General features: G+C 46.3%; 18 protein-coding genes, 1 tRNA gene and 1 riboswitch. Of the genes, 9 read left to right on the top strand and 10 right to left on the bottom strand.

Translation table 11 applies throughout. The features are described 5' to 3' along the window. Nucleotides 1-28 precede the first annotated feature (28 nt). Nucleotides 29-1,051: a thiamine ABC transporter substrate binding subunit gene (gene thiB / locus ACN0QW_RS10265; RefSeq protein ID WP_417431182.1), complete on the bottom strand. Its 1,023-nt coding sequence runs from the start codon at nt 1,049-1,051 to the stop codon at nt 29-31. A gap of 114 nt (nt 1,052-1,165) precedes the next feature. Continuing rightward, nucleotides 1,166-1,274: riboswitch (TPP riboswitch) on the bottom strand. A gap of 117 nt (nt 1,275-1,391) precedes the next feature. Beyond that, on the bottom strand, nt 1,392-2,585 hold the full coding sequence (gene nhaA / locus ACN0QW_RS10260; RefSeq protein ID WP_417431180.1) for a Na+/H+ antiporter NhaA: 1,194 nt from the start codon (nt 2,583-2,585) through the stop codon (nt 1,392-1,394). Between the two features lie 124 nt (nt 2,586-2,709). On the opposite strand from nhaA, the gene ACN0QW_RS10255 reads away from it, so the two are divergent. Then, a complete protein-coding gene (locus tag ACN0QW_RS10255; RefSeq protein WP_417431178.1) occupies nt 2,710-3,639 on the top strand; it encodes a hydrogen peroxide-inducible genes activator in 930 nt (309 codons plus the stop codon). Here the strand turns inward: ACN0QW_RS10255 and ACN0QW_RS10250 are convergent. Further along, nucleotides 3,628-4,494: an AraC family transcriptional regulator gene (locus ACN0QW_RS10250; RefSeq protein ID WP_417431176.1), complete on the bottom strand. Its 867-nt coding sequence runs from the start codon at nt 4,492-4,494 to the stop codon at nt 3,628-3,630. The genes ACN0QW_RS10255 and ACN0QW_RS10250 overlap by 12 nt on opposite strands. Nucleotides 4,495-4,720: 226 nt before the next feature. Here ACN0QW_RS10250 and ACN0QW_RS10245 point away from each other — a divergent pair, with 226 nt between their 5' ends. Further along, entirely contained in the window at nt 4,721-5,902 is a 1,182-nt protein-coding gene (locus ACN0QW_RS10245) for a cupin domain-containing protein (protein WP_417431174.1), read from the top strand. Between the two features lie 27 nt (nt 5,903-5,929). Here ACN0QW_RS10245 and ACN0QW_RS10240 read toward each other — a convergent pair whose 3' ends face one another. Together ACN0QW_RS10240 and ACN0QW_RS10235 are read right to left on the bottom strand one after the other, a co-directional pair. Continuing rightward, nucleotides 5,930-6,619 (bottom strand): adenylate/guanylate cyclase domain-containing protein, encoded by a 690-nt coding sequence (locus ACN0QW_RS10240; RefSeq protein WP_417431172.1) that lies wholly within the window; start codon nt 6,617-6,619, stop codon nt 5,930-5,932. Nucleotides 6,620-6,799: 180 nt separating this feature from the next. After that, nucleotides 6,800-7,570 (bottom strand): isocitrate lyase/PEP mutase family protein, encoded by a 771-nt coding sequence (locus tag ACN0QW_RS10235; RefSeq protein ID WP_417431170.1) that lies wholly within the window; start codon nt 7,568-7,570, stop codon nt 6,800-6,802. A 155-nt stretch (nt 7,571-7,725) separates the two neighbouring features. On the opposite strand from ACN0QW_RS10235, the gene ACN0QW_RS10230 reads away from it, so the two are divergent. After that, complete coding sequence (locus ACN0QW_RS10230) at nt 7,726-8,292, top strand: bifunctional transcriptional activator/DNA repair enzyme AdaA (protein ID WP_417431168.1); 567 nt, start codon at nt 7,726-7,728, stop codon at nt 8,290-8,292. Nucleotides 8,293-8,377: 85 nt separating this feature from the next. On the opposite strand, the gene ACN0QW_RS10225 is transcribed toward ACN0QW_RS10230, so the two are convergent. Together ACN0QW_RS10225 and ACN0QW_RS10220 are read right to left on the bottom strand one after the other, a co-directional pair. Further along, nucleotides 8,378-8,596 carry a hypothetical protein gene (locus ACN0QW_RS10225; protein ID WP_417431166.1) on the bottom strand — a complete coding sequence of 73 codons (219 nt, stop codon included), beginning with the start codon at nt 8,594-8,596 and terminating at the stop codon, nt 8,378-8,380. A gap of 169 nt (nt 8,597-8,765) precedes the next feature. Next, complete coding sequence (locus ACN0QW_RS10220; RefSeq protein ID WP_299376330.1) at nt 8,766-9,167, bottom strand: helix-turn-helix domain-containing protein; 402 nt, start codon at nt 9,165-9,167, stop codon at nt 8,766-8,768. Between the two features lie 116 nt (nt 9,168-9,283). Between ACN0QW_RS10220 and ACN0QW_RS10215 the strand changes: the two genes are divergently transcribed. Further along, nucleotides 9,284-10,546: an MFS transporter gene (locus ACN0QW_RS10215; protein WP_417431164.1), complete on the top strand. Its 1,263-nt coding sequence runs from the start codon at nt 9,284-9,286 to the stop codon at nt 10,544-10,546. Nucleotides 10,547-10,663: 117 nt separating this feature from the next. Next, entirely contained in the window at nt 10,664-11,584 is a 921-nt protein-coding gene (locus ACN0QW_RS10210) for an HNH endonuclease (RefSeq protein ID WP_417431162.1), read from the top strand. A 20-nt stretch (nt 11,585-11,604) separates the two neighbouring features. Here ACN0QW_RS10210 and ACN0QW_RS10205 read toward each other — a convergent pair. After that, nucleotides 11,605-11,681: transfer RNA gene (locus tag ACN0QW_RS10205), tRNA-Arg, on the bottom strand. A gap of 443 nt (nt 11,682-12,124) precedes the next feature. Between ACN0QW_RS10205 and ACN0QW_RS10200 the strand changes: the two genes are divergently transcribed. Further along, nucleotides 12,125-12,739: a septation protein A gene (locus ACN0QW_RS10200; protein ID WP_417431160.1), complete on the top strand. Its 615-nt coding sequence runs from the start codon at nt 12,125-12,127 to the stop codon at nt 12,737-12,739. A gap of 17 nt (nt 12,740-12,756) precedes the next feature. Here the strand turns inward: ACN0QW_RS10200 and ACN0QW_RS10195 are convergent, their stop codons facing one another. Beyond that, on the bottom strand, nt 12,757-13,863 hold the full coding sequence (locus ACN0QW_RS10195) for a lysophospholipase (RefSeq protein WP_417431158.1): 1,107 nt from the start codon (nt 13,861-13,863) through the stop codon (nt 12,757-12,759). 256 nt (nt 13,864-14,119) lie between these two features. Continuing rightward, nucleotides 14,120-15,067 carry an ABC transporter ATP-binding protein gene (locus tag ACN0QW_RS10190; protein WP_417431385.1) on the bottom strand — a complete coding sequence of 316 codons (948 nt, stop codon included), beginning with the start codon at nt 15,065-15,067 and terminating at the stop codon, nt 14,120-14,122. A gap of 363 nt (nt 15,068-15,430) precedes the next feature. Between ACN0QW_RS10190 and ACN0QW_RS10185 the strand changes: the two genes are divergently transcribed. From ACN0QW_RS10185 to ACN0QW_RS10175, 3 genes are all read left to right on the top strand, one after another. Next, the gene (locus ACN0QW_RS10185; protein ID WP_046505944.1) at nt 15,431-15,610 is read left to right on the top strand and encodes a zinc-finger domain-containing protein; all 180 of its coding nucleotides are present in this window, start codon (nt 15,431-15,433) and stop codon (nt 15,608-15,610) included. Between the two features lie 104 nt (nt 15,611-15,714). Then, nucleotides 15,715-16,623 carry a DUF4344 domain-containing metallopeptidase gene (locus tag ACN0QW_RS10180; RefSeq protein ID WP_417431156.1) on the top strand — a complete coding sequence of 303 codons (909 nt, stop codon included), beginning with the start codon at nt 15,715-15,717 and terminating at the stop codon, nt 16,621-16,623. 119 nt (nt 16,624-16,742) lie between these two features. Then, on the top strand, nt 16,743-17,273 hold the full coding sequence (locus ACN0QW_RS10175; RefSeq protein ID WP_417431154.1) for an RNA polymerase sigma factor: 531 nt from the start codon (nt 16,743-16,745) through the stop codon (nt 17,271-17,273). Nucleotides 17,274-17,289 lie beyond the last annotated feature (16 nt).

Here is a 17,289-nt window from a genome sequence, read left to right as displayed (position 1 = left end):
GGCATTAACACGATCAGTTATATTCGATCTACTGGTTGATGGAATTTAGCCAGTTATCAATCCAGATTTGCCGATTGTTTTTCACTTCTTCAGGGGAAAAAAGAAGTGATTTATCTGGGCGTGGTAACTGAGAAAATGTAGCGGGAAGGTCTTTGCCCAAGTCGATAACCGGATACATCCAGTTGCCGGTGGGAATTTCGTTCTGGAAACCTGAAGTGGTAATGAAATTCAGAAACTCCTGTGCCAGTTCTGGTTCTTTTGCTGTCTTCAACTGAGCAGCAACTTCGACCTGAATGTAGTGACCTTCAGAGAAAATAGCGGCTTTATACTGCTTTTTTTCTTCGGCAATAATGTGGTATGCAGGGGATGTTGTATAGCTCAGCACCATATCTGCTTCGCCATCAAGGAAGAGGCCATAGGCTTCACTCCATCCCTTGGTTACAGTCACAATTTTTGGGGAAAGCGTTTCCCACGCGTCTGCTGATTTATCGCCGTATACATTTTGAAGCCACATCATCAGACCAAGACCCGGTGTTGAACTGCGCGGATCCTGAATGATGATTTTCAGATCAGGATTTCCGTTAATGAGACTATCAAGGCTCGCAGGTGGGTCTGCCAGCTTTTCGCTGTCATAAACAAAGGCAAAATAACCGTAATCAAAAGGAATGAACTGTTCGTCTTTCCAATCAATGGGGAGGTTGACGTTGGATAGATCTACGTTGCTTTTTGTAAACAGGCCAGTGGCAGCGGCCTCCGCGGTCAAGTTGGTATCCAGACCCAAGACAACATCTGCGGTACTGTCTTCTCCCTCTAGCTTCAAACGGCTGAGAATGCCGACAGAGGAATCTAACGCTACAAATTTCAGATCGCAGCCACAGTTGGCTTCGAAAGCTTCTTCTACCTTAGGGCCTGCGCCCCAGTCAGCAGCAAAAGAATCATATGTGTAAACGGTCAGAACTTTTTTGTCCTGTTCTTGTGCTTGTGCGTTAAGGCTCAAACCAAGGGTGAGTGTTGTTGCTGCGACGGCAGCCATAGTTGTACGCAGGATCATGCGACGCTCCATAAATGAGTGGGGCGGGCAAGGACCTGAAAAATCTGGAAATAGCCATGTGTTTTTGATTAAAAAAACTCAGCCTAATTCAGGCAGAAACTTTAAAATCACAAACAGCATCCAGTCTTCAATTCCCTCCGCCGGTATTAACCGGTTCAGGTTCCACGGGTCTATTCCACTATTGGAAAATCTCAGCCCGTAAAGGGCACCCCGTTGAGACCGTTTCTGACCTTAGACATTTCCTCAGAAACCAGCAAGACATATCCAGCCAATGGGTTAAATTTTCGGAAAGCAAAAAGAGCCCGAATTACCGGACTCTTTTTTACGCGATCTCTCAATGTTACTTAGGAACCTTAGTGGCCTCGTTGTCTTGAGGTGCAGGCGAAAGTTTCAGTAGCAGATAACCAGCCAAGGCTGACAGTATAGATCCGCTGAGGACGCCAATTCTAACTTGGCTTCCGACTTCTGGATCATCAAAGGCGAGGCCACCGATAAACAAACTCATGGTAAAGCCAATTCCTGTCAGGAGAGATAGAGCATAGATCTGAGTCCAATTGGTTCCTTCTGGCAGGCGACAGATCTTTGATTTGACGGCTACCCAGATAAAGCCAAAGACACCGATCTGTTTACCGATAAACAGGCCACCCGCAATGCCAAGGGTAAGGGGGGCAAGAACCGTTCCCATCGTAACACCAACAAGCGATACTCCTGCGTTGGCGAAGGCGAAAACAGGCAAAATCATGTACGCAACCCACGGGTGGAGGTTGTGTTCCAGGTTTTTAAGTGGGCTGGCACTGTCTTTTGTTTTTCCATTTAAAGGAATGGCAAAACCAAGTGCTACACCGGCTAGCGTGGCATGAACACCAGACTTCAAAACACAGACCCAAAGTACGATCCCAACAAGAATATAAGGGGTTTTTGCGGTGACGCCGGATCTGTTGAGGATGAGGAGGCCGATCAGTGCTACTGCTGCCAGAGCTAGGGAGATCAAGGATAGTTCTGCCGTATAGAAAAGGGCGATAATAATGATCGCACCCAAGTCATCAAAAATGGCAATGGCTGTCAAAAGAACTTTAAGTGCCAAGGGAACTCTGTTGCCTAAAAGGGCCATAATACCAAGGGCAAAAGCAATGTCTGTGGCTGTTGGGATTGCCCAGCCGTTCATATTTGATCCGACACCCCAGTTAACGCCAGAGAAAACCAGTGCTGGAATAAGCATCCCGCCAACAGCCGCGATTGCTGGTAAAACGATTTGATCGGCGGATGATAACTGGCCTTCCAGAATCTCTCTTTTGAGTTCAAGACCAATTAATAAGAAGAAAATTGCCATCATCCCGTCGTTAATCCAGAGCAAGATAGCTTTGGAAATCGCTAAGTCGCCAAGGGCAATGGTGAAGGGAACCTCTAATGCACTAGTATAGATAGATGCTAGCGGAGAATTTGATGCGACCAACGCCAGTAGGGCCGCGATCATAAGGATGATACCCCCAGATGATTCCAGCTGTAGGAAGTCTTTGATCATTGTTTTTGGCATTGCAGGAATCTCCGAATTGCCGAATTTCACATGTACCCGAGAAAAAATGGGGGCTGTTGCCTGATAAGTGTAATCGTTTTATTGTCAATGTGTAATAGATAAAACCTATCAGCAAGCTATTAAGATGATAAAACCTACTATCAAACAATTGGAATATTTTAGCGCGGTTGCCGAAACGTTGCATTTTCGCAAGGCAGCGGAACAATTGAATGTTTCACAGCCAACACTGAGTGACCAAGTAAAAGAGCTGGAATATCGTTTAGGGGTGGTTCTTCTTGATCGGACACGCCACGGGGTCGAATTGACTCCTGTTGGGCGAGAAATATTGAATCGGACGACGTTTTTATTACGTGATCTTAATGATCTTTGTGATCATGCTAAAACTGCGAAATCAATGTTGGGCGGTACATTGCGATTAGGTGTTGCGCCGACTGTGGGGCCTTATTTATTACCGTATGTTTTGCCTGATCTTCACCGGGATTACCCTGACTTGAAGCTCTATATTCGGGAAGACAGGTCATCATCGTTGGAACAAGCCCTTCGCACAGGTCATCATGATCTAATTTTGACAGCGCTTCCGTTAGAAGATGATGGTTTGAGGACAGAGGTGCTTTTTAGTGAGCCACTTATGGTAGGTTTGCCAAAAAACCACCGTTTGGCAATGGCCGACAGCGTTGCCCCGCAAGACCTTAGAGGAGAAGCAGTTCTTTCTCTCGGTGCTGGTCATCGATTGTATGAACAGGTGCAGGAACTTTGCCGGGAATTTGGTGCTGATCTTCAGAATGACTACGAAGGTACCAGTCTCGATACTCTGCGACAGATGGTTGGTATGGAAATGGGGATATCATTTTTCCCCAATCTTTATGCGCGATCCGAAATTACCAAGGATCCAGAAGTGTGCGCCAGGCCGATTGAAACACGTGTTGTCAAAAGACAGGTGGGTTTAGCCTGGCGCAGTAATTCTCCGCGTATTAATGAATTTCTTCAGTTCAAAGAAGATCTTTTGCGATCACTTAATCGGCAAATCTCTCACGAAGTAATGTTAAGCGGGTAGAGCTTTCTTGATCACAGGTATCCAGATATCAACTTGCCCTGTCGCGGTATTTCCATCAAAACGATTATTATAGAGCTCAAAGTCCGGGGTGTTTGCGTACTCATAGTTTGAATTGGGTAGCCAGTTACCCCAAATAGTCTGATACACTTTTGAAAACTGATCCTCGATAGGGGTTTTATCGTCAATCGCGAAGGTAAAAACCGCGTAATCAGCTTCTTGAATAACAAAGCCCTGCATTCCAGACGGGACAGAGTTCAAATCGTCAACTTCGAGTGCAGCCATATAGGTAAAACTCTCAGGTGATCCTTTGAGGCAAAGACCGTATGCGTGGCCATTTTTACTATGATTGATTTCTGAATAACGATAACGGACTTGTTTCCAAAGATCCGGGACGCTTTTGCCCGTGTCAGATCCAAAATCGTCGCTGATACCAATGATATAAAAGGTTTCTTTTTTTATAATATCAGGCTCCAAAAGGGTGCCCCTTGTAATTGATGCCGTGGAATGAAGGAGTGAAAGTTGATATTTGGCTGATATGGAACATCCATTTGATCGATATTGACCCGGTGGTAAGCCAAAGCATTTCTTGAAAGCACGTGTAAAAGCTTCCTGACTATCAAAACCATAATCTAATGCGAGATGGATCAAAGATGTATCCTGATTTGATTCAAGGATTTTTGCAGCCTCTGTTAATCGACGATGACGGAGGTATCCCATCGTTGTCTTCCCCGTGGCAGAGCGAAATAACCTAGCAAAATAATAGGGTGAAAGGCCCGCAACATGGGCTATTTCTCCAAAGGTAATTTGTTGATCAAGATTTTGTTCTATAAAGGAAATAGCTTTTTTAATCGGCATAGTTTCTCCTGCAAACGAGAGAATAGAATCAGACTTCTTGTTAATCTTGATCAGGATTGCCTTTTTATAAATAAACTCGTTTTGTTGTTTCTTGGCTCATCTGTTTGTCTTTCTTGTCCTTTGCAAAAGGGGGGCGTGAAGATAATTGATGCTTTAATACGCATGAGAAGGGTGTAATAAGGACCCAATAACATCTGTCCCTCTTTTAGTCTTTCAGGATGTCGCGATGACTAGCCCGCTTATTGTTCTTGATCAAATGCCTACCGCCTATGATTTCTATGGCACCTATTGGAATCAAAAACCGTTCTTGGTTCGTAAGGCAATTCCGGATGCAACACTGGATCTATTGATCAAGCCGGATGAACTTGCGGGTCTTTCCATGGAAGAAACGGCAAGATCGCGTATGGTCAAAACGGCTGGTGAAGAAAGAAACTGGACTTGTGCATTCGGTCCTTTTGATGAATCAAGCTTTGATACTGCAGGCGACAAAGAGTGGAGCCTCTTGGTCCAAAATGTCGAACAATTCCATCCTGATACCTCTACGCTCCTTTCTTGCTTTGATTTTGCACCCCGTTGGCTGATGGACGATGTCATGGTTAGCTTCTCTGCTGTAGGTGGGTCTGTTGGCCCCCATATCGATAGCTACCATGTATTCCTAGTTCAAGGTGATGGCAAAAGGCGGTGGAAAATAGGGCGAGAAGCCATTGATGATGAGATCTATATCGAGGGTATTGATCTCAAGGTTCTGGCTGGTGGTTTTGAAGGCGACGAAGTTGAAGTGACAAGTGGTGATGTCCTTTATGTTCCTCCTCGTTTTGGGCATGAAGGCACGACGCTTGAAGCTGCTCTTACCTATTCTGTCGGCTTTCTCGGTCCTAAGATATCCGAACTTTTTAGTGGGTATGCGCAATATATTTCCGAATTTGACGATCTTGACCAACGTTATGTCGGTCAAGATCTCTCGGAAATATCGTCCGGTTTTACCCTAAGCGAAAAGGCCGTTGCAGATATCAAGGCTTGTTTTGAACGGCAGATAACATCGACGAACTTTACTCAGTGGCTTGTTGAATTCTTCACTGAATCATCGCATGAAGATTTTGGCGTCTATAATGAGCGCGAAGAAATGCTGTACGATGATGAATTTAAAAATGAATTAGAAGAAGGCGCCAGCCTGATTAAACCGGAATATGTAAAGTTTGCAATTACCGCTTCAGCAACTGGGGGTTTCTGTCTTGGTTTTGATAGCCAGAGCTTCACGTTAGATGAACGTATGTTCCCGCTTGTGCAGCTTTTCATGAAAGAGGAAGTCGTAAATTCAAAGAGCTATCCGGATCTCTTTGCTGAACCAGCTTATCTGGAGTTCCTTTTGGAGTTATATAACCATCAGGCGCTGGAGTTCCTTGATTAAGAACATATCTGGTTGAAGAGTTGTTGTTCAGATATTGGTGTCATCTTCTGTACTTTCTTGTGGTGCCCATTTAAATGCCTGAACGCGGCCAACGTTTTTGAGCTTCAGGCCTCGTTGCCCATCCTCATCTGACAGGCTGGCACAGTTTTTTTGTAAGGCAAAGGGAAGCAGGTTTTCAAAGCGGTTTGTCATGAAAACGGTGCCGGGATCGGCACGGGCTTCGAGCCGGGCAGCCAAATTGACGATTTCGCTTAGCAGGCTGAACCCGGGATAAGCCGAGGGAAGTGAGAGAAGGGTAACGGGGCCATAAGACAGGCCAATGCGCGCACCCTGGGTTTCGATCACACGATCAATAGAATCTTGCCAAATCTTGGCAGTTTCTTTGGCGAGTTTGTGTATTTTAGCTGCAACGCTAAGAACATTGGCGGCATCCACTTCTTCGTGTACGCCCCACACAGCAAGCAAGCCGTCACCCTGTACGCGATCAACCAATGCACCGCTTTCGATCAGGATGTCCCGGGCGCCATCACAAAAGGCACTCAGCATTCTGTGGGCGAGGGAAATGTTGCTGGTTTCACGAACAAAGGCACTGTAGGAACAGAAATCCATCGCCATCACACAGCAGTTTTCAATAGGTTGATCCAACTTTTCATCAAAGTTTTCCCATCCCTTGAGTGAGCCAAAATGGAACTCGTACAGTTCCTTATCAACGGCCATTCTTTTCCCCTAATTGACGTAAGCTGTAATCGCGTTCTTTGCACGATACTTTTGCGCGCCATAATAGAGAGAAAGAGTTCCCAAGAAACAAGGGAAAAACGTGTGGTCACAAAATTCTGATAAGAAAAGAAAGGGCAGAATTTTGCATCCTACCCTTTACCAGAAAAATGTGCTTCAGACTTAGCCGCCATAAAGTGCCGAGCAATTTTTTTTGATTAACTCCATTGCCGCGCGAAACGGGCCAGGACCGTGGCTGATACGGGCGACGCCGAGGTTCGCCAGTTCACGGATAGAGGAACAGCCAGACATCATCATGATGTTGATGGGTAAGGGGCATGTGTCGCAGAGCTCCCGAATTAAGCTGGCATCTGTCAAGGCGGGGACAAAGAAACCGTCTGCGCCGGCATCGGCATAGGCTTGTCCCCGGGTGATCACTTCTTTCAGAAGTTCCTTTTGATCATCAGCCTCACTGGCTTGCAGAAAAATATCTGTTCGCGCGTTAATGAAGATAGGTATATTCAGTGTATTGGATGCTTTTCTGGCTGCTGCAACCCGAGCAACTTGATCTTCAATACTATAGAGTCCTTTGCCATCAATAATCTGATCTTCAAAATTAGCCCCGACGGCACCATTTTGTCCGGCAAGGATTACAGATTGTGCAACCTGTTCTGGTGATGTGCCATAGCCAGCTTCAAGATCCATAGAGACAGGAATATCAACGCTATTGCATATGCGGTTGATGTTTTCCATGGCAAGATCGCGAGGGAGCTTTTCACCATCTGGGAAACCAAAGGCTTCTGCAACAGACCAGCTCCCTGTTGCAATTGCTGGGGCACCTGAACTGGCGGCGATTTTGGCTGTTCCGGGATCCCAGATATTATAAAGCACCAGTGGGTTGCCTTTTTCGTGCAGGTTGCGAAAGGCTACGGCTTTTTCCTGAAGAGATGACATGATGATGGCTCCTGTAAAAAATAGTATTATGAGTATAAAGTTAGTTGTATTCCTGCCCAAGCTATAGCGTTCTGTTCTGATAAAAGCTGGTCGAAATCGGACCTGGTCATTTTTTCTACACTGCAAAGTGTTTTGATGCTGGTTATAGTAGGTTTATGATAATAGAGAGTGATCATTTTGATGAATATAATGCGGCACGTTTAAGACGCGATCCGACCTATGACGGTGTCTTTTTTGTGGGTGTTTTTACCACAGGGATCTATTGTCGCCCGGTTTGTCCGGCGCGGTTACCAATGACCAAAAATGTACAATTTTTTGAGACAGCCCCCGCTGCAGAAGCGGTGGGATTGCGCCCCTGTTTACGGTGTCGTCCTGAAACGGCACCTTTTAGTCCCGCATGGGAGGGATCAAAGTCGACTGTTAATCGTGCGCTGAAGCTCATTAAAGATGGGGCGCTGGATGAAGGATCGGTAGAAGAGCTTTCTGATCGTCTTGGTGTGGGGTCGCGTCAGCTGGCTCGTCTGTTTCAGAAACATTTCGGAGCCAGCCCGTCGCAGGCTGCTCAAACCTATCGTGTGCAACGGGCCAAACGTCTTTTAAACGATAGCAATATGTCGATGACTGAAATCGCTTTTGCCGCAGGTTTTGGCAGTTTGCGGCGGTTTAATGCGGTGTTTTTTGCACTTTATGGACGATCACCAACATCCATGAGAAGAAAATAGATGTTCTTACGATAAACGATCTAGGGTCTCTCGCAGCAAGCTTGCCTCAAGAAGCTGTCTTTAAAAGGGAAGATTTTTGGCTCTTCTATTTTGCTTTTGCTTCTTTTTCAGCAGCCAATCTCAATGCTCTTAGTCGATCTGTTTTGTCCTGAATTTTCTTTTCTCTGGCTTCTTTTTCTTTGATGAGTTTGGTGTCGATATTCTTACCTGGGCTACGATCTCTAAACTCACTGTTATCGCCGCGTCCAATTGCTGCGATCATTTTGTCATCGGCATTGTTTGGTCGTGTTGATCCTGATCCCATTGCACTATCTTTCTGCTAAATGTTTTGTATCAAATCAAGAACACTTTCTGGCTTATTTGTAAACTAAACTTTAGGTGACGGAATTGAGCCAGATAGCTTAAGCGCAGACATGCACGTTACCAAATATTGCCCAAGTTATTGCTCTGAGATGATTTTGTTCTTCCAAGGACTAACGTTTCTTCGGGCGCTTGGCCACACGTAGCAGCTTTTGAAACTTGGGGCATTCAATGTGGGATGGTGCGGAACAGTTGGCGACATGGCGCAGGGCTTTGCTGAGAACCGTGAGGTCATGGATTTGTTTATCCAAATCATCCGCACGTGTCCGTAAGTCTTCTCTGGATAGGTCAGGTTGACCATCCTCGCCAAACATCCCAGCGATTTCATCCAATGAGAAGCCGGCGGATTTCCCCAGAGTGATTAAAGACAATTGCATCAATGTCTGGGGGGCGAATTGTCGCCGTAAACCCTGTCTACCAATGGATTTAATTAGACCAATTTCTTCATAATACCTCAGGGTCGAAGGGCGTAACCCCGTCTGTTCGACCACTTCGGAAATATCTAAAGCACGCATATTTTTCTCTGTTATTGGATCGGCAGATTCAATGTTGAACTTTATCACTTGACCTCAAGTTAACTTGAACTTGTATGGTGCGCTCAACAGACGATTTGTACAAGAGGAAAGAGCCGATGACAGAGTCTCATACAGTAAAAGGAAGCCCGGTTTGGCAAGATGGTAGAGCAATTGCTTTGATGATGGCTGCCACCCTTATGGTTATGGCAAACGCGACCATCAGCCCCGCCTTGGCTGGATTGGAACGTGCATTTATGGGGCAACCCAACGCAGACCTTTTGATTAGGTTGTTGGTCCCGGCACCGTCGCTGACGGTTGTTATCTTTGCACCGCTTGCCGGGTACTTTGTGGATCGTTATGGCAGACGCGTGATGCTATTATCTGGGGTTGTGTTGTTTATAATTACCGGCAGCGCAGGTTTTTATTTACCCGATCTCGAAATGATTTTTTCCAGCCGATTAGCCCTCGGCATTGCTGTGGCCATGATTATGACGTCGCAGACTGCTTTGATCGGGGATTATTTCACAGGCGAGAAACGCAGTGCGCTGACGGGGTTACAGATTTCTGCCCGAAATTTTGGTGGCTTTGTCTTTTTGACACTCGCAGGTTGGTTTGCCGTTAGTTCGCCGCGCCTGCCCTTTGTTATCTATGGCCTGGCAGTTCTTTACCTGCCCTTTATGTGGTTGGTTATCAAAGAGACATCGCTTCGCTCTGCAAAAAAAACGACCGAAAACCTCTCAACAAATAGAGCACCCGGAACAACTGCAAAAATAGAGACCAGTGAAACTGATGGCCATAAATCGTGGAAAGGATTGATCGCGGCCTTAGCAGTACTACAACTAATGACAAACATGATCTTTTTCCTGATGCCAACACAGCTCCCCTTCTTCCTTGATAGTTTGGGCTATGACAGTGCCGTGATGACGGGGGCAGGCCTTGGTGCTTTGTCATTAGCTGGGGGATGCTCAGCGTTATTCTATGGTCGGATTAAACGTGTCATGGGATATGCGGGGGCTTATGCGCTGGGTTATGGTTTCATGGCCCTTGGTTTTACCATTCTGCCCTTTGGCGAGAATGGTATTGCGATCATTGCAGGATCGGTCGCCGTTGGTATCGGTTTTGCGCTTGCCGTTCCGAATTTTGTCGGTATCGCTCTTCAGATCGCCCCTTCAAGCCGTCGAGGTATGGCTGGTGGTGTTCTGACAACGTCTGTTTTCCTCGGTCAATTCTGCTCACCATTCCTGAGCATCCCGTCGATTACTTCCTTTGGTTATAATGCAACCTATCAAGGGACAGCTCTGTTGCTGGGAACAGTCGCGCTTATGGCTGCCGTGAAACGGGGCATGGAGGTTTTGGGTTTTCGAGTGAAGCAGGTTTGATTGCTAAGCGTTTTAGGGGGGGAGATTGAATGAATGCTTAACTAAAATCTAATTGCAGGGAGAGGTATATCAACTTAGGGTGATGTTCGTAATTTATTCAATTAATAAGTGTTGGTCATGGCAAAGGGCGTTTTTGTCCATCGGGCAGATTCAAAATACGACGACTTTCCGGAAGAACAATACCAGTTTCCCAAGCGCTATTTGAAACGTGCAAAGCGCTTTGAAAATGATTGGGTTCTTTATTACGAACCTCGCGGTGGCGGCGGAAGGCTTGGGTATAGTGCCATAGCCAAGGTTGAGGCGATTGAGCCTGATATCTTGAACGAAGGTATGTATATTGCCCGTATTGCGCCAGGAACTTTTCTGTCTTTCGAGGAGTTCGTGTCATTTCGAAAAGACAATGGCTTTATGGAATCAGATCTTAGAAAAGAAGATGGTTCTTTAAATGGTGGTCTGATTCAGTGGGCCATACGCCCTATCTCTGATGTTGATTTTAATCAGATTGTTTTACAAGGCTTTCCCGAAGAAACAGACCTGTTGCCACGGGCTGATGAAGTGGCTCCCAAAAAGGATTTACCTGCATGGGGTGGTTTGTCAGAAGATTCTCCTGGGCCTATTTACGAAAGCGAACGTCTTCGAGTTGAACAAACCATCTCACGTATCCCACGGGATCGTGTCTTTCGAAAGCACGTTCTCGAAGCTTATGACAGACGCTGTGCCATTACGGGATTACAGCTTATCAATGGTGGTGGTAGGGCTGAAGTAGAAGCCGCTCACATTAAGCCCGTAGCCAAACACGGCCCTGATACCGTCAGAAATGGTATAGCATTGTCTGGGACTGTACATTGGATGTTTGATCGTGGCCTGATTTCATTAAGTGATGATCTAGATATTTTGATCTCACGGCAAGTAAACGATCCTACACAAATTGAACGTCTGGTTAATTCCAGTGGGAGAGCATTTGCTCCCGAAAATCCCTCATTACGCCCGCATCCAAAGTTCCTAGGATGGCATAGGGATAATTGCTTTAAAGCTTAAGAGAAAGTTATCCTGAAAATTGGCGCACCCGACAGGATTCGAACCTGTGACCTTCGCCTTCGGAGGGCGACACTCTATCCAGCTGAGCTACGGGTGCTTGAGTATAGGGCCAATAGGGCGGACATTACTGCAAGCTATGGACGAGGTAAAGGGGCAAAATGGCTGTTACCTTTGTTACGGGTGATAAATTTGGTGGGCTTGTGAAATTATCTCTGGGTGCTTTGTTTCTGTTTGTCTTTCGCTTTTTAACCTTGGTCTATCGCAAGACGTATAAGGGGCGCATAAAGTTAGAATGTTGATGGCCTCTGTTAACCGGAGGCCTTGGAATTCCCGATACCTTTCCTATATTGCTTTGATAATGAGCTGAACGCGGTGCGTTAGCGCTTTTTTCTTGTGTTTGACCTGTCCTTTGTGGCTTGTTGGGCGTCAGTTTTTTGAATGTGATAAAGTGGCTGCACCTGAAAGGTGGTATTTTATCGCTGGTTTGATGTTCTGATGTCGCTGGGATGGCGGTAAATTGGAACCAAAAGGGAGTTAGGAATGGCGCGTCAAAAACCAAGCTGGATGGGACCTGCAATTGAATATGGTCCAATTCTGATCTTTATGGGGATCTATTATGGTTTTGATCGTATTGTCGCTGCCTTCCCGCATGAGCTTCTCCAGAATACAACGCAGTTGATTGCCGCGACTGTTGGCCTGATGATCACGACTGTGATCGGGATTGCCTTTTCTCTGTATTATGATGGCAAAATTCCAAAGGTTCCCCTGATTACCGCTGTGGTGGTGATGGTTTTTGGTGGCCTGACCGTCTATCTGAACGACGAAACTTTCATCAAGATGAAGCCAACCATTATTCAGACCATCTTTGCGTTGGTTCTTTTTGGCGGTCTTTTTATTTTCAAGCGTCCCTTGATCAAGCCTTTGATGCAAAAGGCGTGGAACATGACTGATGAAGGCTGGCGTATTCTAACCATCCGTTTCGGTTTCTATTTTCTTGGTATGGCGGTGTTGAACGAGATTGTCTGGCGCACTCAATCCAATGATTTTTGGGTGAACTTCAAGGTTCTGGGATCAATGGGGTTGATGGTGCTCTTTATTTTTAGCCAGTATCCGGTCATCCGCAGATATCATTTGCCTGATGAAGACGAGGCGTAAACGTCTCGCTTTTTAGCCTAATCTGTTTTTGCTTCCTGTCTCAGGTCTTCTTGATCCAGTTTTTGTTGGGCGTTAAGGTCGGCGCCCGACGGCAAAGGCATTGCCCGGTCTTTTACCCAGTTTGCAATATCGGCAAGAACAGTTTCAGCCTGTAAATCCCGCAATAACATGTGCCATCCTTTTGGATAGAGAGCAGCCTTTTGGGGGCCAGCAATACCATTAGGTAATCGTTTCCAAACATCGCGCGTCGGGTGCCAGGGCACGACTTCATCCTTTTCGCCATAGAGCAAAAGCGCAGGAAGGGTCAGGCTGTCGGGTGAACCATAGGCGGCATCCATCAAATCGGTCAGGCCATAAACGCTATCAATCCGGGTGCTTTTGATCACCAAGGGATCTTTGCCAAGGCCGATCAGCATCGGAATGTTATCCGATGCCTGTATTTTCAGGCCGCTGCCCGTAAAGCTTGCCCATGGTGTGGTATGGGCGACAAGCCACAGTGACGCGCGCTGATACCACGGCATGGTTTTTCTAGCCCATACCGCCGGGGCCGAGAGGATAACGCCATCTATGTCCAAGTTGGCTATATCCAGATTGGATGGATTGTCTTGATCTGGGCCGTTTTCCTCTTCCAAAGCAGCCATGGCGACTGCACCGCCCATGCTGATCCCTAGAACATAAAGAGGCGTATCGGGATGACGCTGATGCAAGAGCTTGGCGGCGGTACGCAGATCTGATGTCATGCGCTTATGGCCGCCCCACAAACCGGGATGAGGGGCCGCCCCAAAACCGCGTTGATCATAGGCATAGGTGGCGATACCGGAGTCTTTCCAAAATGTGCCGGGACCATCAAAGGCATTGGAATAGTCATTGAAGCCGTGCAGGCCAAGTATGATCGCAGAGGGCTTTCCTTGGGGCAGCCAGCTTCGCATAGGGAGTTCTAGGCCGTCGTCGGTAATCAGGTGATCGTTGGTCAGTTCTGCTGCCTGTGAAAGCTCACCAGCAGGACCGAGGCGCGGGGTACAGGCGGCAAGGGAGGTTATAAGTAGCAAGCCCAAGAGTATCGGGTGCAAAAGTCTGTTATATGAAACTCTATCCGTACCGAACATTCTCAACTTTATAGCCACTAACTTTTGCTTCCTTTATCGTTGTTTCAGCGTTCGTGTCGGTCAATCAGACTCCTCATTTCACGCCTTGAGTAAAAGCTAACTTTAATGGTCATAAATTGCCAGCCTGATAAAGGGTAATATGCACAGGCGAGGCGCTTACCTCCCTAACGATAAAGGCAAGAAATCAGTTTTGATAATTGAGAAGTCTAAGGGAAAAGGGGAAGGGGGAAGAGAACCTTCCCCCTTTTAAACTTATATTACTTGTGAAATTACATTAGGCAGTGGCGTTGTGTGCCCCACGTGTCAGTTGCAGGAAGATATCTTCCAGATCGCCTTGATCGGTTGTTAGATCCAGAATGGAAAGACCGGCAGTATTGGCGGCTTTGAGGATCTCTGCGAGTTGCCCGTCATCGGATTTGTAGGTAAAGGTGAGCTCACGAGCAGATTTTTGCTCAACGTGGAAAGCTGTAAAGGTGCTGGGTAAGCTATCTAGATCTTCGCCGAGGGTAAGGGTTAGCGTTTTGCTTTCGATACGGGCAAGTAGGGCCTGAGTCGTATCACAGGCAATGACTTGTCCGTGGTTGATGATAGCGATTTCATCGCAAAGTTCTTCGGCTTCTTCCAAATAGTGGGTGGTTAGTAGAATGGTGGTGCCGCGTTTATTAAGTTCGCGCACATAGGCCCAAAGCTGTTGGCGAAGTTCGATATCGACACCTGCTGTTGGCTCATCAAGAACCAGTACAGGTGGGCTGTGTACCATGGCTTTGCCAACCATCAAGCGGCGTTTCATCCCACCGGACAGGCTACGGGTATAGGTTTTTGCCTTGTCGCTCAGGCCCATCACTTCCAGAATTTCTTCACTGCGGCGCTCACTTTTGGGAACGCCATAAAGACCTGCCTGAAGTTCCAGTAGTTCCAAGGGCGTGAAGAAGGGATCAAAGTTCAGTTCTTGTGGCACGACACCAATGGACATACGTGCAGGGCGCATTTCGTCCACAATATCATGCCCCCAGATCTTGGCCGAGCCACTGGTTTTATTGACAAGGCCAGCGAGTATATTAATCAAGGTCGATTTTCCGGCGCCGTTTGGTCCTAAAAGGCCAAAGATACTGCCGCGCGGAATTTTGAGATCAACAGAACTCAGGGCGCGTTTTTCTGCGGCGTTTCCGGCGGCCTGATAGACCTTGGTCAGACCTTCGAGTTCAACGGCGTAAGTGGGCATGCCGGATGTGTCCTTATGTTCTGAACCTGTATCTGCGGAGTCTGGAAATTCAGACTTTGCAGCTGAGTTTGTTGTCTGGGCGTAACTATGATCGTCAGGCATAATATGTACTATCTATCCGCCTTAAAAGGCTGTTTACCTTAAAAGGTCTAGAATGGTTTAAATTGTTGTCCGGCGGGGAAAAGGTAGCCGTTGGAAAAAGAGGCTGGAAACTTTCCTTTATGGACGGTAAAAGAATTTCAGCATCATTACATAGTGACTATTGTCTCAATAATAAAGTCCTCTTGGAAAAGTGGACTGAAGATCGCAAGGAAAACTTGCTATTCGGTTCGAAAAACAAGGGGTGAAGTCAGGAATAGAGTTATGGCCGTTACTGAAACGCAAGAGGTAGAAACCAACGTTGTTGCCTGTGATGGCGGCAGTGGTCCCGAGGGACATCCGCTCGTTTATCTCAACATGAACGGGAAGAATGAAATTACCTGCCCCTATTGCAGCAAGCGTTTTATCCTGAAAGAGGGTGCTGGCGGCGGAAGCGGCCACTAAAGCTTTCTGGTTATGATATGTTCAAAAGCTCCATGCCTTGGGTGTGGGGCTTTTTTGTTCTTTGAAAGTCGGTTTATACTTCTGACAAGTAGCGGGTTAGTAAGGTGTTGAAAGAGATTAAATTACTGATATCCGGCTTTACAGCTTTTATTGAGCAGGTTTGTAAAATCGTTTATGGCTCGGGAAGTTTTATATCTAGAGTTGGCGTCCTTTTTACTGTGTATCTTGGTTGTGTTTTTTTTCCGCATGCTCAGATACAGGCGCAAGACGCCGACAAACTAACCGCACAGGAGTTCATCGTCGGAAATATTCTGCTGACACTTTATCACGAGGCAGGGCACGCCTTTGTGTCTATGTACAATTTACGGTTAACTGAAAACGAAGAAGATGCGGTAGATCATTTTTCAATCATTGCTCTGACCGAAGAACTTAATCAAGGAAATTTGAGAGAAGAACGGGAAACTCAACTTGATAACTATCTTTTCTCTACAGCGCTTTATTGGTTGACCATGAGCGAGGATGAAAATTTTGGCAGCAGTGAGGGGCGAGAGCACTCTCTTGATTCAGAACGTTTTTTGCAACACCTGTGTATGGTTTATGGATCAGATCCGGCTGTCTATGTGGATTTACCTAAAGATTTTGACGTGTCCGATTTAGTTACGTCCGAATGTGTCGGTGAATACAAAGAGAAAACCGACGAGTGGAACAGTATGTTGTCATCTCACTGGCTGGGGGATCGCATTCGCACAGACAGGGTTGTGATTATAGAAGATAAGCCAGACCCGCGGTACAAAGGTTATCGCGAATGGCTACACGTACATGGTATTCTTGACGAATTTGAAAGCTTCGTTGAAGGAAATTTTTATCTGCCCCGTAAAATTACCTTACGTTTGATGTCTTGTGGTCAAGCCAATGCCTTTTGGGACCCGAATAATTTTGAAATTATTCTCTGTGATGAACAGATCGCACAATACAGCCATATCTATGATCGTCTTTCGGAGGAGAATGGGTAGGCCCAGAGGATAAGAATTTGGACCTAGCCTGATTATTATTGTAGCTTCCTTTGTATATAAAACACATGAGAGAAGACATTTACGGTCTAAACTCAAGATGATCTTTGTCAGGAAAAACCTTGCTTCGCTCATTCTTCGGTAGTCGCAGACGTATAGAAAAGCTGATTCCGGATTTAAAGGCCTATGCCACCGCTCTATGTGGTGATCGGGATCAGGCCGATGATCTGGTACAAGAAGCGATTGCGCGTGCCTTACAATCGGGTCCCAGTTTGAAGTCGGCAGATGAGCTGCGGCCTTGGTTGTTTCGTGTACTTCGGAATTTTTTCTTTGATGAACAAAGAAAAAAGACGGTGCGTAGGGAATATTTCACGCAGGAAAAACGTTGGGTAAGTGAGGTCAATGATCAGGTACTTGACCCGGAAGATACTCTCGCTATCAGAAATGCTTACGAAGAACTCTCTGCGGATCATAGAGAAGTTTTGGCTTTGGTAGATATTTTGGGATTACGTTACAAGGAAGTGGCCGAGTTACTGAATATTTCGCAGGGCACGGTTATGAGTAGGATCAGTCGAGGAAGACAAGCGTTGTTGGCTCGGCTGGAAGATAATACGGAAGAAAAAATTGTTAAGTTTCCACACAAGTACCGTTAATCGTGAGTACTGTTAG

The sequence above is a fragment of the Kiloniella sp. genome, from assembly GCF_048259265.1.
Lineage (GTDB): Bacteria > Pseudomonadota > Alphaproteobacteria > Kiloniellales > Kiloniellaceae > Kiloniella.
This window is presented reverse-complemented; position numbering and strand designations above follow the sequence as displayed.